The following is a 22264-nucleotide window of genomic DNA, read 5'->3' as shown; positions in this document are numbered from 1 at the left end:
TTAATAAATAACTATGATAAGAAGCGTTGATTTATTATTCCTGTAAATATATAATTTTTATTAAAAGGTATTTAGAGGTGAGTTTGAAATGCAGAAATTAAAATGTTTACTATGTGGAATGAATTTAAATGAAAATAATTATGAGGTCAATAAATATGCGTTAATAAGCAGTAACATGAAAAATGATATAATATATTGCCCATTTTGTGGGGCTAGCAGCATATACTTTTCAGAAACTGAAGAAGTTTATACAGTGAATCCAAAAGAACTTAGTGAAAATGTGCTTACTATATTAGATCATGCTGTAAAGTTGGAAGTTTTCAATGGAGATTTTTATTCAGAAGCTTCAAAGCTTGCTAAGAATTTTGAAGTTAAGAATATGTTTAGAGATTTAAGTAAAATAGAATATGTTCATGCTAAAATACATAAAAGGCTAGGTGGATTTAAGGACTTTCCTACTCTTACAAAAATTAATTATGGAAGCTATAATAGTGATGAAAAACTTTTAAAATTGGCATCACAAAGGGAAGAACATGCAGTAGCGTATTATAGCAAATACATGAAAGCAGTAAATAATGAGGTGCTTTCAAAGATATTCAAGGCACTAAGTGAGGTTGAAAAAACCCATATAAAATTAACTTTAAGCTCTATATAATGAATATCCCCTTATCTTGTTAATATAATTAAGATAAGAGGATTTTTGTTTTAGGAGGAAAAATTGAAAAAGGTAATTAAAATTGTATTTACGGTTCTATGTGTTATATTATTATCATACATTATAGTTAAAAAAATATATACAACTTACGAGGTTAAATGTGCGGATAAAGCTGTAAGTTATTCTATAAAATATAAAGGTCTTGATAAAGCGGTAAGCTTTGATAAGGATGAAAATGGTGATTTTTATATTGCATTTAAGAATAGGATACAAGTTATCCAGGCAAATGGGAAAAGTTTTAATGTTATAAAGGACAATAATGCAGATATTATGTCAATTGCATATAATAAAGGCAAACTATATTTTTCTTCTAAGCATAGCATATATGTTTATGACATAAAGGATAAAACTTTAAAACAACTTATAAAAGATATACCTAATTTTGGTGATTATAAAAATGTACTTGTGAAAATTAATGGTGATTATTTGTATGCTTCAATAGGTTCCGTGACTAATAGTGGTGTTGTTGGAAATGATAATAAATGGCTAAGTGAAAATCCATATGGTTTTGATATAACGCCTAATACTATAACGTTAAAGGGAATTAATTTTGGCGATGATAAAACAGGAGCTTTTGTTCCATATAAGACGTCTAATATAAATGGACAAATAATTCCAAATCATTTTCCGGGAAATAGTTCAATAATAATAGTAAATACGAATACGAAAGCAGCAGAAACTTTTGCTTGGGGAATAAGAAATGTTACAGGAATGGATTTTTCTAGTGATAATAAAATAGTAGCAGCAGTAGGTGGAATGGAAAATAGAGGAGTAAGACCAGTTAAGGGGGATGATGATTACATATATACCATAGAGAAGGGAAAATGGTATGGATGGCCTGATTATAGTGGAGGTGATCCAGTTGATTCTCCTAAATTTAAAAATAAAAGTAAAAAAATACTAGATAAGGTACCAAATATAAATCCGCCAGCACCAATGTATGAATATAATTCGCTTGGAAGCCTTGGAACACTTTCAGTGGATAAATTTGGAGCCTTAGCAAATAAAAATTCTATTTTTATTTATGATAATAAAGCTAATAATATTATTAATATAAATGGCAATAGTATAAATAAATATATTGAATTGCCAGCTAATAAGACATATGTTCAAGAAATTAAAATTTATAATGATGGAATGTATGTACTTGATTCAAAGGAGGGGTGTCTTTTATGCTTTTATAAACATGGGAAAAATTCTTTGCTTGCTCAAGATAAAAACGTGCTTTATTATATAGTAGCTGCAATTGGAGCATCTGTATTTGTAATACTTATATATGGGTTAAAAATAAACAGTGGGAGGAATAAAAATGAGTAAAACTTTAGAAAAAACTTATGGAGGTGCTGTAAGAGGTATATATTTCTTAGCCAATCCAATTAAAAAAATTATTATAAAAACTACGTGTGTTGTTCATAAATATATAAATTCAATTGCAATTGAAATATTAAAAAAGAATGAATTTGATGAACAATATAAATTCTTTAGTAAAAATATTGATGCAATAAATGAAGGAACTGTGTGGGCAGACCAAAATTTTAAATCCTCTAATCACTTTTTTCACCATGAAACAGGAAGAGGGCTGTATGGTTTTTCTGACGCGCTTAGTGAGTGTAAGAAATACTATAAGATGTCTTTAGGGTTTTTAAGAGCAGGAGATAAAAAAAAGTCTTTATTTTATTTTGGAGCAGCATGCCATGTTATGCAAGACTCCACCGTACCACAGCATGTACACAAAAAGCTCTTAGACAATCATAGAGGATTTGAAGTTTGGATTATTGCAAAACTTAAATTAGGTTATAAATTTGAAAAGGGAAGCAAAATTATTCGTGAAGAAAATTTAGAAAAATATGTTAAGGGTAATGCAAAATTTACAAATATTGTATATAATAAGTATAGGAGGATTGAAGATGAAAATATAAAAAATACTAGAATATCAAATAGCATAATACCAAGAGCTGAAATGACTACCGCCGGGTTTATGCTTGATTATTATGAAAAATATATACAGATTCAGGGAATATTTCGAAGTTGATTGAAAATTGCAAAAATTTTTGAAATATTTAAAGGAATTATCTAATTAGTGAAGAATATATATATGTGGTATATTAAAATCACGAGTAAAGGATGGGGTATTATGGAAAATGTGTTTATTAATTTTGAAAAAGAAATTTTCAAGGGGAATGTATTAGATGTTGGACTTAAAAATTACGGTATAGTTTATGATTTATGTAAAAATAATGATGAGGCAATGGATGTAGAATACGTTGAGGGAAAAGAAGAAAAGAAATTTATAGCTAAGAACAGCTATGATAGCTGTGTTGCATTTTTTGCATTAAAGGATTTAATACTGGACAGTGATAAAAAAAATTTTTTTAAAGATATGTTTGAATTTATGAAGAATAATGCAATTATATATTTATGGGATATAGATAAGTCAGTGTTTAGAACTTTTAGGGGTAGATTTAAGGTTGCACTTCCAGATAGCAAAGTTAAGGAAATAGAGGTAAAAGATTTTAATATACTGTCAGATAATTCTTGCAATAAAATTTGCAATATGATGAAACCATATTTTAAACTAATTGATGTTAAATGTTCAAACAACGTGTATTACATTAAAGCCCAAAAGAAGGGAAGTCAAGAAAATGGAGAAAGTGCTGCTTACTGCGGTTAACTCACAGTACATTCACAGTAATTTAGCGGTAAGATATTTAAAAGCTTACACGAAGGATATTGATTTTGATATAAGAATAAAGGAATTTTCGATTAATGATAGACTTGAGAAAGTCTTTGATGCAATAATGAATGAAAAACCTAATTTAGTTGCCTTTTCATGCTACATATGGAATATTGAATATGTAGAAAAACTTAGTAATTTAATTAAAAGGGTGGATCCTAATATACAAATACTTTATGGAGGACCAGAAGTAACATATGATAGTAGAAAGTTTCTTCTTGAAAGCGTAGGCGATTTTGTTATAGAGGGTGAAGGCGAAGAAACCTTTCGTGAATTTTTACTTTGGAAATTAAAGTATGGTTTTCAAAACAAGGATTGCAAAATAGAAGGTCTTTATAGCAGAAGTCATAAGGAAATTATATATGGTGGCAAAAGAGAACTTATGAATATGAATTCACTAGTTTTTCCATATGCGGAAAGTGATGATCTTTCAAATAAGATAGTTTATTATGAATTTTCACGAGGATGTCCTTTTAAATGTAAGTATTGTTTATCCTCAACCATAAGAGGAGTGAGGTTTTTAGATATAGAAAGGACCAAAAGGGAACTAAAATTTTTATCTGATAAAAAAGTAAAACTTGTTAAATTTGTAGATAGAACTTTCAATGCTAACCCTAAATATGCCATAGAATTATGGAAGTTTATTTCTAATTTAGATACGGAAACTTTGTTTCATTTTGAAATTTCAGCGGATATATTAACAGATGAAGAAATAGAAACTTTAAAAAATGTGCCTAAGGGGAGAATTCAGTTTGAAGTAGGTGTACAGACCACTAACAACGAGGTACTTTACAATGTAAATAGATTTGTTAATTTTGAAGATATAAAAGAAAAAGTTACTGAAATTGAAAAGATTAAAAATATAAAACAGCATTTAGATCTTATAGCAGGACTTCCTGGGGAAGATTACAAGTCCTTCATAAAATCTTTTAATGATGTTTATTTAGTCATTCCTGATGAACTACAATTAGGATTTTTAAAGCTTTTAAAGGGTTCACCTATGAGGATGGAAGCTGACATGTGGGGAATGGTTTATTCTCCATATCCTCCTTATGAAATTTTAAAGACTAAGGATATTAGTTTTGATGAAATAATGAAATTAAAAAGGGTAGAAGCTGTAGTAGACAAATACTATAATTCTGGAAAGTTTTCAAACATAGTAAATTATTTAATTAAAAAATATGAGACTCCTTATGATTTTTATTATGAACTTGGACAGTTTTATTATAAAAAAGGTTATTACAATAGAAATGTATCTGGAAGCGGATATTATGGAGTGTTTCTTGAGTTTAATTCTGAGGTTTTAAAGGAAGATGACAGCATACTTAAGGAAATAATAAAATATGATTATTTAAAGTACAATAAGAGAAGCTGGCTTCCTGCATTTTTGGATAGGTATAATCAGAAGTCTGAGGAAAATGAAATAAAAGATATGCTTAAGGAACGAAATGAATATGATAAAGATATGCATTTGGAAAAGTTTGCTGTTGATATAAGGGAATACATAAATGAAACTCCAACAGTGCTTCATGGAAATTATGTTTTGTTTAAGTAATGTGGTTTAAAAGAAAGAGTACAAAGTACAGAGTACAGAGTACAATGAAGGTTGATTTACCTTACTTACGTCAAGTAAATCTTAAACTTAACTGTTGTCAGCTTTGCTGACAACAGTAATGATGCGATTGCGTAAGCAATCAAAAATAAGTTTTAAGATTTTCTGTAGCAAAGCGGAAGAAAATCATCATTCACTGTACTTTGTACTCTGTACTCCGTACTCTGATATTTTACTCTCTACTCTGTTTCTAAGGTTTTTCATGCTCAAGTCAAGTGCCTTGTAGGAGTGGGTTATCATACCACAAGATATATAGTCTACCCCTTTTATTGCCTTAGTTTTTATATTATCCATAGTTATATTTCCAGAAACTTCAATTATTGCTCTTCCAGCTATAAGGTTAACTGCTTTTTTTATATTAAGAGAATCCATATTGTCAAGCATTATTATGTCTGTCTTCGCTTCTATTGCGTCTTCTACCTCGGAAAGAGTTTCAGTTTCAACTTCTATTTTTCTTACAAAAGAGCAATTAGCTTTTGCAATTTCTACAGCTTTTTTTATACTTCCAGCAGCGGCTATATGGTTATCTTTTATCAAAATACCATCAGATAAGCCAAATCTGTGATTGTGCCCACCACCAATTCTAACTGCATATTTTTCCATAGCGCGCATTCCTGGCGTTGTTTTTCGTGTATCAAGAAGTTTAACTCCAGTATTTTCTAGCATTGCTGAGAGCTTATGAGTTATTGTTGCCACGCCGCTAAGCCTTTGCAAGAGATTAAGTGCTGTTCTTTCACCTGAAAGTATTGAAGTTGTATAACCTTGTACACTTCCTATAATATCACCAGCGCTTACTTTATCGCCATCTTTTACTAAGAAGCTTGCTTCTGCACCACCAAATACTAAAAATACTCTTTTAAACAATTCTGTTCCAGCTATAATTCCGTCTTCTTTTGAAATTATATCCACATTGCTTTTGCTATCTTGTGAAATAATTGAATTAACAGTTATATCATCATAGGCACCATCTTCTATTAAAGTGTTTTTTATAAAATCATCATACAGTGACCAGTTCATCCTTTTTAACCCCCAAAGCTTTTTTGAAATTTTGAGCAGCGATATTTTTGTTTTTGACTACTTCTCTTAATGCACTTTCAAAGGAAAAATCTTTCTTAATATCTTTTGCAGTTACATTTAAAATTGTATTGTTAATATATCGTGCAGCTCTACGTGAGAATACAAGGCCTTCAAGAAGGGAATTGCTTGCAAGCCTATTAGCACCATGAACACCAGTATTACTAACTTCACCTGCGGCATAAAGGCTATTCATTGAGGTTTTGCTGTTGTGATCAACTGCAATACCGCCCATGAAGTAATGCTGTGCAGGGGTTACTGGTATTTTTTCCTTTGTAATATCAAGACCTCTATCTAGGCAGCCAGTATATATTCCAGGAAATCTATTTTTTATAAAAGGGCTGCTCATTGAAGATAAATCAAGATATACGTGGCTACTATTAGTTTTACGTTCCTCTGCGTATATTGCGGCAGCAACAACGTCCCTTGGAAGAAGCTCATTTACAAATCTTTCACTTCTAATATTTAAAAGCTTGGCTCCTTCACCTCTAACAGATTCTGATATTAAGAAACGTCTGTCTTTTTTATTCTTTTCATATAATGAAGTAGGGTGAAATTGAATGTATTGAATGTCTTTAAGCCTTATGTGGTTTTTTATAGCCATGGAAATTCCATCAGCTGTAAGTGTTCTTTGGTTAGTAGAGTTTTTAAATAAGCCTCCAATGCCACCGCTGGCTAAAACTGTTGCTTTTGAGTGAAAGTTGTATACATTGCTATTATAAATGCCAACAGCCCCAAAACACTGATTTCCATCACATATTAAATCAAATACACAGGTGTTTTCAAGTATACTTATATTTTTTCTCTTTTTCACCTCAGCATAAAGTGTTTCAAATACAACCTTTCCAGTTTTATCTGTACTATGAACTATTCTATTCACGCTGTGAGCACCTTCTCTTGTATAATCGAAATTTCCATCTTTAGTATCAAATTTCATTCCAAAATCAATGAGTTTTGAAATATTTGAAATAGATTCATCAGCAAGTATTTCTACAGATTTTTTGTTGTTTTTAAAGTGACCCGCCTTTAAGGTATCTAAAACGAATAATTCTTTATCAGCTTCATTTAGTGCTGTTGAAATTCCGCCTTGAGCAAGGTAAGTGTTGCATTCGTCAATGCTAGATTTTGATAACATTACAATGTTAAGATTCTTTGAAAGGTTAAGGGCAGAATACATTCCAGCAACCCCTGTACCAATAATCAATACATCTGTATATATATCCACAAAATCATCTCCCAAGTATGAGCATATTTTCTAAGGAAGCAAGAGCTTTTTTTCTAAGGCTTTCTTCGATAATTATTTCATTTTTCATTTCTAATAAACTTTTATATACATCCTCTAATTTTGTCATTTTCATATTTACACAAACCATATTATCTAGAGTGTGAAATTTTTTATTAGGATTTTTTTCTTTCATTTTGTGCATTATACCTGTTTCTGTTACAATCAAGTATTCAGCATTATCTTTATCTTCAGTTACATAATTTATCATGGCACCTGTGCTTCCAATGAAATCTGCCATATCACGTACAGGTTTCCAACATTCAGGGTGAACAAGCACCTTTAAATTTTCAGATTTTTTCTTAGCTTCAATTATATCCTCGCGTACAATCATGTTGTGGACTTTGCAAAATCCATTCCATAGTATGATGTTTTTTTCTGGAACTTGTTCTTGAACATAGGAACCAAGATTTTTATCCGGAAGGAATATAATGTTATCTGAAGCTATATTTTTAACAATTTTTACTGCATTAGAAGATGTACAGCAAACATCTGATAAGGCCTTAACTTCCACAGAGGAATTTATATAACAAACAACTTTAGCATCCTTATGCTTATTTTTTAAATCAGCTAATGCATCGGCAGTTGCCATATCAGCCATTGGACATCCAGCTTTTTCAGCAGGAAGAAGAACTGTTTTATTTGGTGAAAGTACTTTTGCGCTTTCTGCCATAAATTTTACACCGCAAAAAACTATTATATCTGCCGAATTTTCTTTGGCAATTTTACTTAATTGATATGAGTCGCCTATAAAATCAGCTATTTCTTGAACTTCTGGAGTTTGATAATAATGAGCTAATATTATGGCATTCTTTTTATTTTTTAATTCTAGTATTTTTTCTTTTAAGCTTTCAGTCATAAGTACACTCCTTTTTTATTTTAGTATACAGGTGTATATACATTAAGAATAATATACAACTTTATAGGTTATTTATCAAGAAAAATATTGACTTATTACACTAAAATATTTATATTTAGTAATAGTGTAAAAGGGGTGGTGCGCAACATGGCAATAGAAAAAAGCGAATTTGAATTTGAAAAAAATAAATTAGCTGAAAACGAAAAATGGATAGACGAGCAAATAGAAGTTGCCAGAAAAAATGATAAAAATCTTCAAAATAAAATTGCTGGATTAAAAAAGCAGGCAAAAGGAAGATATAATGAGGAGCTTGAAATAAGTGAAAAACTTTATGATATAACACATAAAAACCTAGAAAAGTATGTAGAGGCAAAGCCAAACCCGTATTTTGCTAGAATTGATTTTAGAGAAAAAAGAAGTGTTGAAGTAGAAAACTATTATATAGGAAAGTTTGGACTTGGGGACAATAAAAATGGTGACGAAAGAGTTATAGATTGGAGAGCACCAATAGCTGATGTTTATTATAGTGGAACTCAAGGTGAAGTAACCTACAGAATACCTGATGGTTATGTTGATGGTGAATTATCATTAAAAAGAAAATTTATAATACGGGATGAAAAAATTGAAGATGCCTTTGATGAAGGGATTAATGAAATAATATTAAAAGGTGCATCAAATTCCGAAGAAAATGTTTTAACTGATGAATTTTTAAAGATTAATTTGGAGCATAATATTAGTGGAAGGTTAAAAGATATAGTCGCAACTATACAAAAGGAACAAAATGATATTATAAGAAGTGATAAAAATTGTGCACTTATCGTTCAAGGATCGGCAGGTTCTGGAAAGACAACAATAGCACTTCATAGACTTGCATATTTATTGTATAAGCATAGTAAAAGTCTTCAAGGTAAAGATGTTCTTGTTATAGCTCCAAACAAACTTTTTTTAGATTATATTTCTGATGTGCTGCCAAGTCTTGGTACAAATAAAGTTAAGCAAATTACTTTTGAAGAGATAGCTATGCAAATTCTGAATATAAAGGCTAAGGTAAATTCAAAAGATAAAAAATTAGGTGAGGTAATAGAAGAAAAAGATGAAAAAAAGAGAAAATTAATTACTGAGGCTAGCAAACTTAAGGGATCAATTTTATTTAAGGAAATAGTAGATGGATATATAAGTTATATAGAAAAACAGGATGCAGAAATTGAAGACATTAAAATTGAAAACTATGTCCTTTTCGAAAAAGATGAAATTAAGAGATTGTTTACAGAGGATATGGCTCATCTTCCGTTAGATAAGAGAAAAGATGAAATTAGAAAATATTTTGAACTTAAAATAAATGATAAAATAGTTAGTATTTGCGAAAAGGTAGCTTTTAACTACGAATACAACATAGCTAGAATAAAGAAGGTCATGGAAGATGGCCCAGAAAGAAGAAAAAAGTTAATTGAACTTTACGATGAGAGAGATAATAGAAAAAAATATATAATAAATGGTTCAAAGGTAGCTATGAATGAGTACTTTGAAAACTGGAAGCATACTGATACTGAAAAGCTATTTGGTGAATTTTTAAATGATAAAAAAATATTAGCAGAATTAACTAATGGTAAAATTCCAAGTAGACTTTTAAATTATATAGTTAATGAATTTAATGAAAATAGGGAAAATGGAGTAGTAGATGCTGATGATTTAGCAATTATGCTTTATTTTAAGTTTAATATTGAGCAAGTTAGTGATAAATATATGTATAAACACATAGTAATTGATGAGGCACAGGACTATAGCGTTTTCCAATTTATAGCTATTAAAAAGTTAAGTTCAAATAATTCATTTACAATAGTTGGAGATATCGGTCAGGGAATTTATTTTTATAAAGGCATAGGCAGCTGGGAGGAGGTTAATAAATATATATTTAGAGAGAACTTTAAATATATTGCATTAACTCAAAGTTATCGTTCCACAGTAGAAATCATAAATTTTGCAAACAAGGTGTTGGAAAAGCAAAATAATGGATTAAAACCTGCAACCCCTGTTTTAAGGCATGGAAAAGAGCCCGAAGTAACGGAGTTTAAGACAAATAAAGAGTTCTCAGAAAAAGTAGATGAAATAGTAAAGGCTATGGAAAGACAAGGCAAAAAAACTATAGCTGTCATAGGAAAGAATCATGAAGAATGTAAAAAAGTAAAAGATTATCTTAGAAGATATGGAAATTATGACTGGAAGCTTATTAAAGATAATGAAAAAAATTATGATTTGACTAGAATAGTGATACCCGCATATATGACAAAGGGATTAGAGTTTGATTGTACGATAATATACAACTGTGATGATAAAAATTATGGTGATAATGAAATTGATAAAAAAATATTGTATGTTGCATTAACAAGGGCATTACATTTTCAATATGTATTTTATTTTGGAGAAAAATCAACACTTATTTAAAACAAAACTATAGAAAATTATTACTTAATAATAATTATTATATAATAATTATTATTAATAGTTATTGATTTTTACCAAATAAGTGATATAATACAATTATAGGTAAAGATAAAACAGTTTTATTAGCTGAAACAGTTTATTTATATTTGGGAGGTAATAGTGATGAGTGCAGAAAAAATTAATGGTAATGTTTATTGGGTTGGTGTAAAGGATGAAAAATTAAGAGTCTTTGATATAATAATGGAAACAAAAAAAGGCTCAACATATAATTCATATTTAGTTAATGATGATAAAATCGCAATTATTGATAGTGTAAAAGATGGTTTTTATGATGAATTTTTAAGTAATATTAAGAGCGTAATTGGTGATAAAAAAGTTGATTATATAGTAGTTCAACATACAGAATTAGACCACAGTGGCTCTATTTTTAAATTGATTAAAGAATATCCAGAAGCAAAAATTGTTGCTTCAAAAGCAGCTATAACATACTTAAAAGAAATTGTTAATGATGAATTTGAAAGTATAGATGCTGTTGGACTTAAGGAACTTAATTTAGGAAAAACTACATTGAAATTTATATCGGTACCAAACTTACATTGGCCAGATACTATATTTACTTATCATGAAGAAGAGAAGATTCTATTTACTTGCGATGTAATGGGCTGCCATTATTGTCCAGAAGGTTCTATAACTGATGATGGTGTTGAAGGCTACTATGATGAAATGAAATATTATTTTGAAGTTATTATGGGACCATTTAAGAAATTTGTAAATATGGCTTTAGATAAAATTAAGGATATGGAAATTAAAGTTGTAGCACCAAGTCACGGCCCAATACATGTTAGTACTGTAAAAAAGGATATGGAGCTTTATAGGGAGTGGGCAGCTGCTGAAGAAGTAAGTGAAAAGAATGTTCAAATCTTATATATTACTGCTTATGGAAACACTGGTAAAATGGCTAAGTATCTTGCAGACAAAATAAAAGAAAAAGGAATAAAGGCAGAAGCTCATGAAATTACAAAAATGGATATGTCTGAAGCTGTAGATAAAATATCTAAGGCAACTGGAATTTTAGTTGGTTCACCAACAATAAACCAGGATGCTGTAAAACCAGCATGGGATCTTCTTTCATCAGTATGCCCTATAATAAATAGGGGGAAAATTGCTTCAGCATTTGGTTCATATGGTTGGAGTGGTGAAGGCGTTCCTATGATGATGGATAGACTTAAAGCATTAAAGTTTAAGACAACAGATGGAGGACTAAGATTTAAATTTGTTCCAGGCGATAAAGACTATAAAGAAGCAGATGAATTTGTAGATAAGTATGTAAGCTTATTATAAAGATAAGCAATTTCAATGTTCCAAGTTGTACATCTATAAAGATAAACCACTTGAAACTTCAAAATTAATTTGTATCAAAATGCCGTCTTCTGGGAATTATGATGCAAATTGATTTTGGTAGTTGAAATGGTTTATCTATAAATAAAAACTCTGATATTTTAAAATAATGGGTTTACTTTAAGGGTGCAAAACTCAAAATTGTGGGTACTTTTGCTTACAGTTTTACAATGATTTTGCACCCGTTTATTTCGGTTTAAATCAGAGCATTAACGTTATTTTTAGAGATAAAATACTTATGTTTTTGAATATATTGGAATTATTCTTGCAATTAAGGTACAATAGCAATAAATACTTGTAGAATATTGTGTAAATAATTAATAACTACAAAATATATTTTGTGGTATCAAAGGGAGGTATCAATAATGAAAATAGTTTTTATGGGAACTCCTGATTTTGCAGTTCCATCATTGAAGAAAATGATAGAGAGATATAATGTAAGTGCGATTGTAACACAACCTGATAAACCAAGTGGAAGAGGGAAAAAGGTAGCAATTTCACCAATTAAAGAGGTTGGACTATCGAATCAAATTCAAATTTTTCAGCCCGAAAAAATAAGAACAGACTCTGTAATTATTGATAAATTAAAAGAAATAAATCCTGATTTTATTATTGTTGTGGCATATGGTCAAATCTTAACTAAGCAAATACTTGACATACCAAGACTCGGATGTATTTGTCTACATGCATCTCTCCTACCAATGTATAGGGGGCCAGCACCAATAAATTGGAGTTTAATAAATGGTGAAACAAAGACTGGAAATACAACTATATTAATGGATACTGGTATAGATACGGGTGATATGCTTATGAGAAGTGAGTTTGACATACCTGAATCTATGACGGCAGGAGAATTGTACAATTTATTAAAAATAAACGGTGCTGAACTGTTAGAGGAAACAATAAATGGAATTGTCACAGGTAAAATTTGCAAAGTAAAACAACCGAGTGATGGAAGTTCTTATGTACAGATGTTAAACAAGCAAATGGCAAAGATTAATTGGAATGACAGTAGCATTAACATACATAATTTAATAAGAGGATTGAGTTCTTGGCCATATAAAAATATAAGTTCATGGCCAACTGCTCATACTTATTATAAAGATATTCCAATTAAAATATTTAAATCCAGATCATTAGAGGCAAGCATTATTAAACCACCTGGTTATATCATAGACGCAAATAATGAAGGAATTAAAGTAGCTACCAGTAACGGTATTCTGATTATAGAAATATTACAGTTTCCAGGTGGGAAACCTCTTGAGGTAAAAGAATTTTTAAAAGGAAACAAAATAGAAAAAGGCATTGTATTATCATAACGATATGTAAAAAAGCATGTTGATTTCATCTAATTATCATGCTTTCCTGTTGCAAAAGCTACTGTAAATTTAGATGATAATTCATCAGTTGATATTTTAGGCAGAAAAATAGAACATACAAAGTGAGGTTATGATTTTGAATTATATTGGAGACAAGCAGTACTGGGATGAAAAGTTTTTAAACAGAGGTGATAAAATTTTAAGTCCTGAAAGTTCATTAGTGGAAAATATTAAATACTTAAAATTAGGCTCGGTGCTTGATGTTGCCTGTGGTGATGGTAGAAATTCAATATTTCTTCTTAGAAATGGTTTTTTTGTAACTGGAGTTGATTTCAGTCTTAAAGCAATTGAAAGGCTTGAAAGCTTTGCAACAAAAGAAAATTTAAAAGTTTCAACAAAACAAGTTGACTTAACTTTAAAAGATGCTTTAAAAGATTTAGATGTATTTGATAATATAGTGATTAATCATTATAAATTGAGTATAGAAAATATTTCAAAATTAGAAAATCACCTGCGTGATGATGGGATTTTATTTGTTTGTGGGTTTGGACATAAACATAAGGTTGATTCTAAAATTAAGGAAGAAGATTTAATAAAGCCTGAGGATTTTAAAGTTTTAAAGAAATCTTTTGAATTAGTACGGTATATTGAAAATGAGGATGAAAGAGGATTTTTTGTTACATATATTTTTAAAAAGAAGGCTGTGCTTTAAAACATACTCAAATAATTAAAAAAGTTAGTATAGGGATTTGTTTTCGGATGCCTTATACTAATTTTTTTATATTTAGGTGACATTTAGGATACATTTATGAGACATTGCTATGCTACTATTTTATTATAGGTTATTGTTAAAAATGTAAAGTTTTATATTTGATTACAAATTGGAGTGATAATATGAAAAAGAAAATAGCTATTATAATAACATTAGTAGTTGCTTTGTTTGCCCTTCCTACGATTTTTTATGTAGGATTAAAGCATGAAAAAGCACCAGTAAAATCAGTGTCAGTGTCAACCGTACATAAAAAAAAGATACAGCAAGTATTGGAAAGAACACAATACGATATGAATTTAGCTTTAAATGATGACAATAAAACCATAACTGGATATGAAGTAGTTAAATTGAAAAATAATTATGGAGTAGACCTTAAACAAATAGTATTTCATTTATATGCAGATTCCTATAATTCAGCAGATACTATGCCCGACGTAGGAAAGAAAAAATCGGCATTGACGAAGGAAGAGCTTGGAGATATAAATATAAGTTCAGTAAAGATAAGTGAAGGAGTAAAAAAGTATACACAGGACAAAGAAGTTTTAAAAATAACTTTGAAAAAGCCGTTAAAAAAGGATGAAGAAACAGAAGTTAATATAGCCTTTACGCTTAAGATACCAGAAGGAAAACAAAGATTAGGTTATTTTCAAAATGCAATTTCGGTAACTAACTGGTATCCAATATTGTCAATTTACGATAAGAAAAGTGGAACCTTTGATGAAAATCCTTTTTGTCCAGTAGGTGAATCAAACTATAGTGAAAGTTCAGATTATAAGGTTAATATAACAGTTCCTAAGGGTATGGTTTTGGCTACTACAGGTGTGAAAACTTCAGAAGATACATCTGGTACTCAGGATAAATACTGTTTTGAAGCAAAAAATAATAGAGATTTTGATATGTTTATGTCCAAGGATTACAAAGTAGTTAGTGCAGAAGTTGATGGTATAAAGATAAATAGCTACTATTTTGATAATGAAAGTTCAGCAAAGAGAATGATGAACCTCGCCTGTGATACTATTAGGTTTTTTGACAGTAAAATTGGGAAATATCCATTTAGTCAATATGATATTGCCGAAACTTATTTGGATGGTGGAGATATGGAGTATCCAACTATAACTCAATTGGGGCAGTATAATAAAATGAATGAGAACTGTACTGATAGGGATTTGACTCAATATGATATGGCTATAATTCATGAAACTTTACATCAGTGGTGGTATTCTACAGTTGGAAACAATGAATTTAAAGAAGCTTTTTTAGATGAAAGCTTTGCATGTTATTTTTCAGCTTATTTCATGAGTGCTAAATTTGGAAAATATGTTTTGTATGGACTTAATGATTTGGCTATAGATAATAATAAGAATCTTCAGGACAATTTAAAATCTCTTGAGCCTATAAATAGAGCTGTAGATAAATATGCAAATCTTGAGCAATATGAAATGGCAATATATAATGAGGCTCCTATAATTATTGAACAATTGAGGCAGAAAATTGGAGATGAAAAGTTTTTTGATATTTTCAAGGAATACTATAATAAATATGAGTTTAAGATTGGAACTATGGAGGACTTTTATAAGGTTGTAGGAGAACAAGGTGGTAAAGAGAATGAAGAGTGGTTGAAAGAAGAACTTGATGGGAGTAAATAGGTAAAATACTTGAAAAATTGAAGGAGCAGCAAAGTAAGTAGAAAATGAATACAAGGGTAAAAAAGACTGTGAGGAAACTTGAAAGAGAGTGGAGGCATGGTCTTTTTCTATTTGTAGAATAGTTTATGGCTAAATGTTATGTTAATAAAATACATATAGTATTATACTATAATTAATAATATATTTTAACAATTCAAGAAAAGAGGTATCGCAATGGATAAACTAGCAATAATTTCTGACATACACGGCAACATTCCAGCTTTGCAGGCTGTTTTATCAGATATCAAGGATAGGGGAATAACAAGAATAATATGTTTAGGAGACATAGCAGGTAAAGGACCGGATTCAGATGAGGCAGTTGATATTATAAAACAAAACTGCGAAATTGTTGTTAAAGGAAACTGGGACTATTTTTTATCTGAATGTGATGATAATGAAACAGTATTATGGCATAGGAAAAAACTTGGACAAGATAGAATAGCTTACTTAAAAAGCCTCCCAATGTATGCGCAGTTTTTTATGAGCGGCAGACTCGTAAGGCTGTGTCATGCAGCACCAGACGATGTGTTTCACCGTATTCAGATGGATGAAGAATTTGATGAAAAGAAGGTGCTTTTTAAAGATCCTGAGGGGGGAAATATAGAAGCAGATGTGGTTGGATATGGTGATATTCACCAAGCATACATAAATAATTTTGATGGAAAAATGTTATTTAATACAGGAAGTGTAGGAAATCCATTAGAAATAATTCAAGCATCTTATGCAATTATTGAAGGAAAGTATGGAAAAAAAGAAAATTCAACACTATCTATAGCACTAGTGAGAGTTCCATACGATATTGGGAGAGCAATTAAGCTTGCTATTAAAAGCGAAATGCCAGATTTACAAGCATATATACGGGAATTAAAGACAGCGGAATACAGGGGTAAAATTAAATAAAGAGGTGCTTATAGATATACAATCTGGAACATTAAAATTGCAAATTCCAAGTTTATCCTGGCAGCAATATTTTTCAATTCATAGTTCACGATGCACAATTCACAATGAAGGATGATTTACCTTTCGCTTCTCTCAGGTAAATCTTAAATTTAAATATTATCAGCTTTGTAAGCACCATATATGGTGCTGCTCTGTAAGCAATAAAAAATAAGTTTTCAGATTTTTCTACGCTTGCGTAGAAAAATCATCCTTCATTGTGCATTGTGAACTGTGCATTGTGAATTGTGAATTGAAAATATTAGCATAAGGATACATTTGGTATTTATAATTTCAATGTTTCAAGTTGTGTATCTATAAATGAGCATAAGCAGTATTTGCAGAATAAATAGCGGACTTTCCTTAAGATGCCTAACGTATATTAAATTTTGTTGACTAATTCTAACTTTAATGTTAACATTGTTGATATATTAAACACTGTTTAACAAAGGAAAAATTAAAGTTAGGAGATGATATTTATGAAATTCAAAAAATACTTAAAGGTTTTGGTGGCAATAATTATTGTTTTATCAGCGGTTTCATCACTTATTGGCATGTTTTCTCATAATGGTAATGGACAGCATGTTATAACTTCTATAAATGGAGAAAAGGTTATACTTTATGGAAGAGGAATATATAAAAATGATTCAATTTCAGTTGTAGCGCAAGGCAAGGCACAGGATTTAGTAACTATCGTATTAGGAATTCCTATGCTTATAATTTCTATGAGTGTTCTTAGAAAGGACAACTTAAGGGGGAAATTACTGCTTACAGGAACATTAGGGTATTTTCTTTATACGTACATGTCCTATACTTTTTTGTGGAATTTTAATTATCTTTTTCTAGTTTATGTAACAATAATGTCTTGTAGCTTGTTTGCATTTATAATGTCAATTATGGAGATTGATATACATAATATTAAAAATAATTTTAAGGATAAATTGCCTAATAAACTAATAGGAGGTTTTGAAATTTTTATAGGTATAGCAATAGGGATGATGTGGCTCGGCAAAATAGCACAAGCTTTAAAAACTGGGTCAGCTCCGAATGGTTTAGAGCATTACACTACATTAGTTATTCAAGGAATGGATTTGGGTTTTGTTGTTCCATTTGCCATCTTGTCTGGTATTCTTCTTATTAGGGAAAATAATTATGGTTATTTAATGTCATCAATAATAATTATTAAAGGATTTTCAATGTTTACGACAATTACAGTTATGATGATTAGTATGATGTTATCTGGAGTTGCAGTAAGCTTAATAGAGATAATTATTTTTTCCATAGCAAATTTAGTATGTGTATATTTATTCATAATATTGTTAAAGAGTATTAATGTAAATAGGAATTAAGACATCTTAAGGAAAATAACAAGTCTAACTTTATGCTATTTTTTGTGTAATATTTCATAACTGTAATATAGTACTGTAACAAGTGTTACAGTAACAAAGTACTACACAAAATGAGCGCTGAAGTTGGGCTTGTTATTTTTTAGGTTAGTTGTTAAAAAAATAGAATAGAATGTTTGTTAAATAAGTTGCATTGTTTTTGATAAATTAGCAACAAATATTGATTTTTGGTATCAAATTTGATATTATTAATGGAATGACTTGATTTTACACAATTACTAAAAATATAACGAAAAAGGTTATAATGCGACAAAAGCGGAAAATAAAAAATAGAGGGGTTAGATTATGTTATGTTAAAAAAATTAAAAATTGGTCACAAGTTACTTATGTTGGTTGTTATTTTTGCCATAGGATTTTTAATATTGTCGGTTTATTCTAATAAAATTATAACTGAAGTAAAAATCAATGGAAGCATGTACAAACAAATAATAATGGGAAAGGATTTAGTGGCAGATATTTTGCCGCCTCCAGAGTACATAGTGGAATCACATCTTACAACATTACAATTATTAAATGAAGATGATAGAACAAAAATTAGCAATTATATTGATTATGAAAATGGTTTGGAAAAAGATTATGAAGATAGGCATAAAGTATGGGAAAATTCTCTGCCCAATAGTACCATGAAAAAAATAATGGTACAAGATGCATATAAGTCAGCTAAAGCTTATTTTAAGATTTTTAATGAGGAATTTGTTCCAGCCGTAAAAGATGGAGATAAGGAAAAAGCAGAAAATATATTAAATTATAAATTGGAGCCATTGTACTCAGAACATAGGAACTATATAAATCAAGTTGTAAAACTTGCGAATAAACAAAATGATGATATAGAAAAGAAAGCTGAAAATTTAATTAAATTTGATAGTGATATGCTCATGTTCATTGCTTTATTTATAGTAGCAGGTGTAAGTGTTTTATGCTTCTTTATTATAAGAAACATTACAACTCCATTGCGTTTTTTAAAAAACCATATACAAACTATTGCTAAAGGCGATTTAAGTAATGATATACCAGAAAAATGGTTAACAGCAAAGGATGAGCTTGGAGATATAACAAATGCTACTAATGAAATGCAAAGTTCAATAAAAGAAATTATACAAGCTATAACACTTGAAACAAAAAATGTAGATAATTCAATAGTAATTTCTAAGAATAATATTGAAGAACTTGCAGTTTCACTTGAAGAAGCATCGGCTACAGTAGAGGAACTTTCGGCGGGAATGGAGGAAACAGCTGCAGGAGCTGAAGAAATAAGTGCTATATCTGATGAAATAGAATTTTCTGTTGGGAATGTGGCTAATAAAGCAGAAGAAGGAGCTGTGTCGTCTAAGGAAATAGGAAAAAGGGCACTTAAATTAAAGGATAATTCTAAACTTCATCAAAAAGAGGCAGATGAAACTCGTGTTAAAATAAGAAAAGAAATGGAAGCTGCATTAAATAAAACAAAAGAAGTAGAAAAGATTAAGATTTTATCAGATGCAATCTTAGAAATATCTGATCAAACTAATTTGTTAGCTTTAAATGCTTCAATAGAGGCTTCAAGAGCAGGAGAGGCTGGAAGGGGATTTTCTGTAGTTGCTGAAGAAATAAGAAAGCTAGCAGAAAGCTCTAAGGAAACTGTAAGCAATATACAAAGTACTGTTGGTGTTGTATTTGAAGCAGTAAATAGTCTTGCAGATGCATCTAAAGAAACTTTAAATTATATTGAAACAAAGGTCATAGATAGCTATAAAGAATCAGTTGCTGTTGGGGAAAATTATGATAAGGATGCAAATTATGTAAGCGATTTAGTTGGAGATTTAAGTGCAACTTCAGAGGAGCTTTTAGCATCAATAAAAAATGTTGCCGATGCAATTAAAGAAATTTCAAGAGCAAGTAGTGATGGAGCAAATGGAACAAATGATATTGCAGACAAAGTGTTAGGTATAAAAAATAAGGCAAATGAAGTTAAAATTGAAACTGATAAAATGAAACAAAGTACAGAAGATTTAAAAGTTCTTGTTGCCAAATTTAGTATGTAGATATAAATTTATTAAAACATATCCAAAGAAAAAAATAATAGTCTTGACATATATTGCCACTAGGTTATAAAATATAGAAAACAATGGTATTTGATTGTAGCTAAAAAATAAAAGTAAAATAAAAGGCTATGTTTTAAATAAGTGTAAAAATTAACACTTATTTAAAACATAGCCTAATAAAAAAATAATTGAATCTTCAGTAATCAATTTGTGGAGGAAAAATATGATTTGGACTTTAAAAAAAGCATATTATAGAACAGTTCAAGTGGCAATGAAAGCAGGAACTAATATTATAAAGTTTAAAGAACCTAAATTAATATCTGGTGCGGGTAGTGTAAATAAATTACCGGATATAATGAAGGAACAGAATATTGACAGAGTTCTTGTTATAGCAAGTGGAACTATAATGAAATCAGGATTATTAGATAATTTTTTCAAAAAGTTAAAGGAAAATAATATATTTTATGAAACTTATAGCAGAGTAAAGCCTAATCCAAGCATAGAAAATATTGAAGAATGCCTTAAAGTTTATAAAGATAGTAAATGTAATGCAATAGCTGCAATTGGTGGAGGATCTCCAATTGATTGTGCAAAGGTAGTAGCAGCAAGAGCAGCTAATAGTAATTTACAAATTAAAGATTTAAGAGGATTCCTAAAGGTAAAGAAGCCTATAAAGCCTCTTTTTGCGGTGCCAACTACAGCTGGAAGTGGTTCAGAAGCTACAGTTGCCGCTGTGGTAACAGATTCTGAAACACATGAGAAATATGCAATTGCAGATTTTAAACTTGTACCAGACTTTTCTATATTAGATCCTGAGTTAACAGTTGGTGTTCCGCCTCACCTTACTGCAGCAACAGGTATGGATGCGTTAACTCATGCGGTTGAAGCCTATATAGGTAAAAATGGAACTACATTTACAAATGACATGGCTTTAAAAGCAACTAAATTGATTATAGACAATTTAGAAAAGGTATATGATGATGGGACTAATATAGAAGGTCGTAATGCTATGCTGCTAGCATCAAATTATGCTGGACAAGCTTTTACAAGGGCTAATGTTGGATATGTACATGCAATAGCTCACAGTATTGGAGGACTGTATGGAGTTGCTCACGGACTTGCTAATGCTATAATACTTCCTAAGGTATTGGAGTTTTATGGGGAAACGGCTTATTCAAAATTAGCTGAAATGGCAGCCTATTCTGGAATTGGCAGCAAAAGTGAACCGGATAGAGAATTAGCCTTAAGATTTATAGAGAAAATAAAGGCTATGAATAAAAATATGAATATTCCATTAGGTATTAAAGAATTAAAAGATGAGGACATACCTTTAATTGCTAAGAGAGCTACTAAAGAGGGAAATCCAGCATATCCAGTGCCTAAAATAATTAGTGCCAATGAATGCAAGGAACTTGTGAGGAGATTAAAGATACAGGAGTAAGTATATTTATGAAGAGATTTTTTATGAAAACACAAAGATTAGGATTTTCAGTATGGGATGAAAATGATATAGAGGATGCCTTAGAACTTTGGAATAACCCAGAAGTTACAAAATTTATTACAGCGAATGGCAAAATGTCAGAGAAGCAAGTAAAGCAAAGATTAGATAAGGAAATAGAAAACAATAATAAATTCAAGATTCAGTATTGGCCAGTTTATTTGGTTGAGGACAAAGAATGTGTAGGATGTTGTGGATTAAGACCATATGATGCTGAAAATAATGTCCTTGAAATAGGAGTACATTTAAAAGAAGAATATTGGGGAAAGGGATTTGCGAAAGAGGCTTGCCTTGGGGTTGTAGAATATGCATTTAAAACCCTTAAGGTTAATGCACTTTTTGCTGGACATAATCCTAAAAATATGGCGTCCGCAAGTTTATTAAAAAAGCTTGGATTTAAATATACCCACGATGAATTTTATGAACCTACGGGATTAAATCATCCATCCTACTTACTCACAAACGAAGAAATATAATATTTACTATCACATCTATTTAAAATGGGGTTGTC

At 30.1% G+C, this 22264-nt stretch carries 18 protein-coding genes; 15 read left to right on the top strand and 3 right to left on the bottom strand.

The features are described from left to right. Nucleotides 1-88: 88 nt before the first annotated feature. The 5 genes from CUEA01_RS10330 (at nucleotide 89) to CUEA01_RS10310 (ending at nucleotide 5004) form a co-directional block, all read left to right on the top strand. The gene (locus tag CUEA01_RS10330) at nucleotides 89-655 is read left to right on the top strand and encodes a ferritin-like domain-containing protein (protein WP_234121554.1); all 567 of its coding nucleotides are present in this window, start codon (nucleotides 89-91) and stop codon (nucleotides 653-655) included. Between the two features lie 63 nt (nucleotides 656-718). Further along, the gene (locus tag CUEA01_RS10325) at nucleotides 719-2032 is read left to right on the top strand and encodes a PQQ-dependent sugar dehydrogenase (RefSeq protein WP_234121553.1); all 1314 of its coding nucleotides are present in this window, start codon (nucleotides 719-721) and stop codon (nucleotides 2030-2032) included. Next, on the top strand, nucleotides 2025-2747 hold the full coding sequence (locus CUEA01_RS10320) for a zinc dependent phospholipase C family protein (RefSeq protein WP_234121552.1): 723 nt from the start codon (nucleotides 2025-2027) through the stop codon (nucleotides 2745-2747). The genes CUEA01_RS10325 and CUEA01_RS10320 overlap by 8 nt, the downstream gene beginning before the upstream one ends. 102 nt (nucleotides 2748-2849) lie before the next feature. Continuing rightward, nucleotides 2850-3386: a hypothetical protein gene (locus tag CUEA01_RS10315; RefSeq protein ID WP_234121551.1), complete on the top strand. Its 537-nt coding sequence runs from the start codon at nucleotides 2850-2852 to the stop codon at nucleotides 3384-3386. After that, complete coding sequence (locus CUEA01_RS10310) at nucleotides 3358-5004, top strand: B12-binding domain-containing radical SAM protein (RefSeq protein WP_234121550.1); 1647 nt, start codon at nucleotides 3358-3360, stop codon at nucleotides 5002-5004. The genes CUEA01_RS10315 and CUEA01_RS10310 overlap by 29 nt, the downstream gene beginning before the upstream one ends. A 186-nt stretch (nucleotides 5005-5190) precedes the next feature. Here the strand turns inward: CUEA01_RS10310 and nadC are convergent, their stop codons facing one another. From nadC to nadA, 3 genes are read right to left on the bottom strand one after another with little or no spacing between them, the layout of a single operon-like run. Further along, complete coding sequence (gene nadC / locus CUEA01_RS10305; RefSeq protein ID WP_234121549.1) at nucleotides 5191-6078, bottom strand: carboxylating nicotinate-nucleotide diphosphorylase; 888 nt, start codon at nucleotides 6076-6078, stop codon at nucleotides 5191-5193. Beyond that, on the bottom strand, nucleotides 6059-7360 hold the full coding sequence (locus CUEA01_RS10300; protein ID WP_234121548.1) for an L-aspartate oxidase: 1302 nt from the start codon (nucleotides 7358-7360) through the stop codon (nucleotides 6059-6061). Before CUEA01_RS10300 ends, nadC begins: the two co-directional genes overlap by 20 nt. Before the next feature lie 4 nt (nucleotides 7361-7364). Further along, nucleotides 7365-8276: a quinolinate synthase NadA gene (gene nadA, locus CUEA01_RS10295; RefSeq protein ID WP_234121547.1), complete on the bottom strand. Its 912-nt coding sequence runs from the start codon at nucleotides 8274-8276 to the stop codon at nucleotides 7365-7367. A gap of 147 nt (nucleotides 8277-8423) precedes the next feature. Between nadA and helD the strand changes: the two genes are divergently transcribed. The 10 genes from helD to CUEA01_RS10245 all read left to right on the top strand — a co-directional run bounded on the left by helD (nucleotide 8424) and on the right by CUEA01_RS10245 (nucleotide 22229). Next, nucleotides 8424-10718, top strand: a complete 2295-nt coding sequence (gene helD / locus CUEA01_RS10290) for an RNA polymerase recycling motor HelD (protein WP_234121546.1) — start codon at nucleotides 8424-8426, stop codon at nucleotides 10716-10718. Nucleotides 10719-10880: 162 nt separating this feature from the next. After that, nucleotides 10881-12059 (top strand): FprA family A-type flavoprotein, encoded by a 1179-nt coding sequence (locus CUEA01_RS10285; RefSeq protein WP_234121545.1) that lies wholly within the window; start codon nucleotides 10881-10883, stop codon nucleotides 12057-12059. A 422-nt stretch (nucleotides 12060-12481) separates the two neighbouring features. Then, nucleotides 12482-13435: a methionyl-tRNA formyltransferase gene (gene fmt, locus CUEA01_RS10280; RefSeq protein ID WP_234121544.1), complete on the top strand. Its 954-nt coding sequence runs from the start codon at nucleotides 12482-12484 to the stop codon at nucleotides 13433-13435. Between the two features lie 136 nt (nucleotides 13436-13571). Beyond that, nucleotides 13572-14147: a class I SAM-dependent methyltransferase gene (locus CUEA01_RS10275; RefSeq protein ID WP_234121543.1), complete on the top strand. Its 576-nt coding sequence runs from the start codon at nucleotides 13572-13574 to the stop codon at nucleotides 14145-14147. A gap of 182 nt (nucleotides 14148-14329) precedes the next feature. After that, complete coding sequence (locus tag CUEA01_RS10270; RefSeq protein ID WP_234121542.1) at nucleotides 14330-15853, top strand: M1 family metallopeptidase; 1524 nt, start codon at nucleotides 14330-14332, stop codon at nucleotides 15851-15853. Between the two features lie 213 nt (nucleotides 15854-16066). Next, nucleotides 16067-16792, top strand: coding sequence for a metallophosphoesterase family protein (locus tag CUEA01_RS10265; RefSeq protein WP_234121541.1), 726 nt, complete (start codon nucleotides 16067-16069; stop codon nucleotides 16790-16792). Between the two features lie 515 nt (nucleotides 16793-17307). Next, nucleotides 17308-18177: a hypothetical protein gene (locus tag CUEA01_RS10260; protein WP_234121540.1), complete on the top strand. Its 870-nt coding sequence runs from the start codon at nucleotides 17308-17310 to the stop codon at nucleotides 18175-18177. 347 nt (nucleotides 18178-18524) lie between these two features. Further along, on the top strand, nucleotides 18525-20255 hold the full coding sequence (locus CUEA01_RS10255; protein WP_234121539.1) for a methyl-accepting chemotaxis protein: 1731 nt from the start codon (nucleotides 18525-18527) through the stop codon (nucleotides 20253-20255). 223 nt (nucleotides 20256-20478) lie between these two features. After that, nucleotides 20479-21696, top strand: coding sequence for an iron-containing alcohol dehydrogenase (locus CUEA01_RS10250; protein ID WP_234121538.1), 1218 nt, complete (start codon nucleotides 20479-20481; stop codon nucleotides 21694-21696). An 8-nt stretch (nucleotides 21697-21704) separates the two neighbouring features. Next, complete coding sequence (locus CUEA01_RS10245) at nucleotides 21705-22229, top strand: GNAT family N-acetyltransferase (RefSeq protein ID WP_234121537.1); 525 nt, start codon at nucleotides 21705-21707, stop codon at nucleotides 22227-22229. The last annotated feature ends 35 nt before the right edge of the window (nucleotides 22230-22264 follow it).

This window comes from Clostridium hydrogenum, assembly GCF_021432385.1.
Taxonomy (GTDB): Bacteria; Bacillota; Clostridia; order Clostridiales; family Clostridiaceae; genus Clostridium_S; species Clostridium_S hydrogenum.
Note: the sequence above shows the minus strand (reverse complement) of the source record. Positions and strands in the feature narration are given on the sequence as shown.

Excerpts from the sequence above, each read along its gene's own strand:
- CUEA01_RS10330 (WP_234121554.1), top strand. The coding sequence starts at position 89 with ATGCAGAAATTAAAATGTTTACTATGTGGAATGAATTTAAATGAAAAT.
- CUEA01_RS10320 (WP_234121552.1), top strand. The coding sequence starts at position 2,025 with ATGAGTAAAACTTTAGAAAAAACTTATGGAGGTGCTGTAAGAGGTATA.
- CUEA01_RS10315 (WP_234121551.1), top strand. The coding sequence starts at position 2,850 with ATGGAAAATGTGTTTATTAATTTTGAAAAAGAAATTTTCAAGGGGAAT.
- CUEA01_RS10310 (WP_234121550.1), top strand. The coding sequence starts at position 3,358 with ATGGAGAAAGTGCTGCTTACTGCGGTTAACTCACAGTACATTCACAGT.
- nadC (WP_234121549.1), bottom strand. The coding sequence starts at position 6,078 with ATGAACTGGTCACTGTATGATGATTTTATAAAAAACACTTTAATAGAA.
- nadA (WP_234121547.1), bottom strand. The coding sequence starts at position 8,276 with ATGACTGAAAGCTTAAAAGAAAAAATACTAGAATTAAAAAATAAAAAG.
- helD (WP_234121546.1), top strand. The coding sequence starts at position 8,424 with ATGGCAATAGAAAAAAGCGAATTTGAATTTGAAAAAAATAAATTAGCT.
- CUEA01_RS10285 (WP_234121545.1), top strand. The coding sequence starts at position 10,881 with ATGAGTGCAGAAAAAATTAATGGTAATGTTTATTGGGTTGGTGTAAAG.
- fmt (WP_234121544.1), top strand. The coding sequence starts at position 12,482 with ATGAAAATAGTTTTTATGGGAACTCCTGATTTTGCAGTTCCATCATTG.
- CUEA01_RS10270 (WP_234121542.1), top strand. The coding sequence starts at position 14,330 with ATGAAAAAGAAAATAGCTATTATAATAACATTAGTAGTTGCTTTGTTT.
- CUEA01_RS10265 (WP_234121541.1), top strand. The coding sequence starts at position 16,067 with ATGGATAAACTAGCAATAATTTCTGACATACACGGCAACATTCCAGCT.
- CUEA01_RS10260 (WP_234121540.1), top strand. The coding sequence starts at position 17,308 with ATGAAATTCAAAAAATACTTAAAGGTTTTGGTGGCAATAATTATTGTT.
- CUEA01_RS10255 (WP_234121539.1), top strand. The coding sequence starts at position 18,525 with ATGTTAAAAAAATTAAAAATTGGTCACAAGTTACTTATGTTGGTTGTT.
- CUEA01_RS10250 (WP_234121538.1), top strand. The coding sequence starts at position 20,479 with ATGATTTGGACTTTAAAAAAAGCATATTATAGAACAGTTCAAGTGGCA.
- CUEA01_RS10245 (WP_234121537.1), top strand. The coding sequence starts at position 21,705 with ATGAAGAGATTTTTTATGAAAACACAAAGATTAGGATTTTCAGTATGG.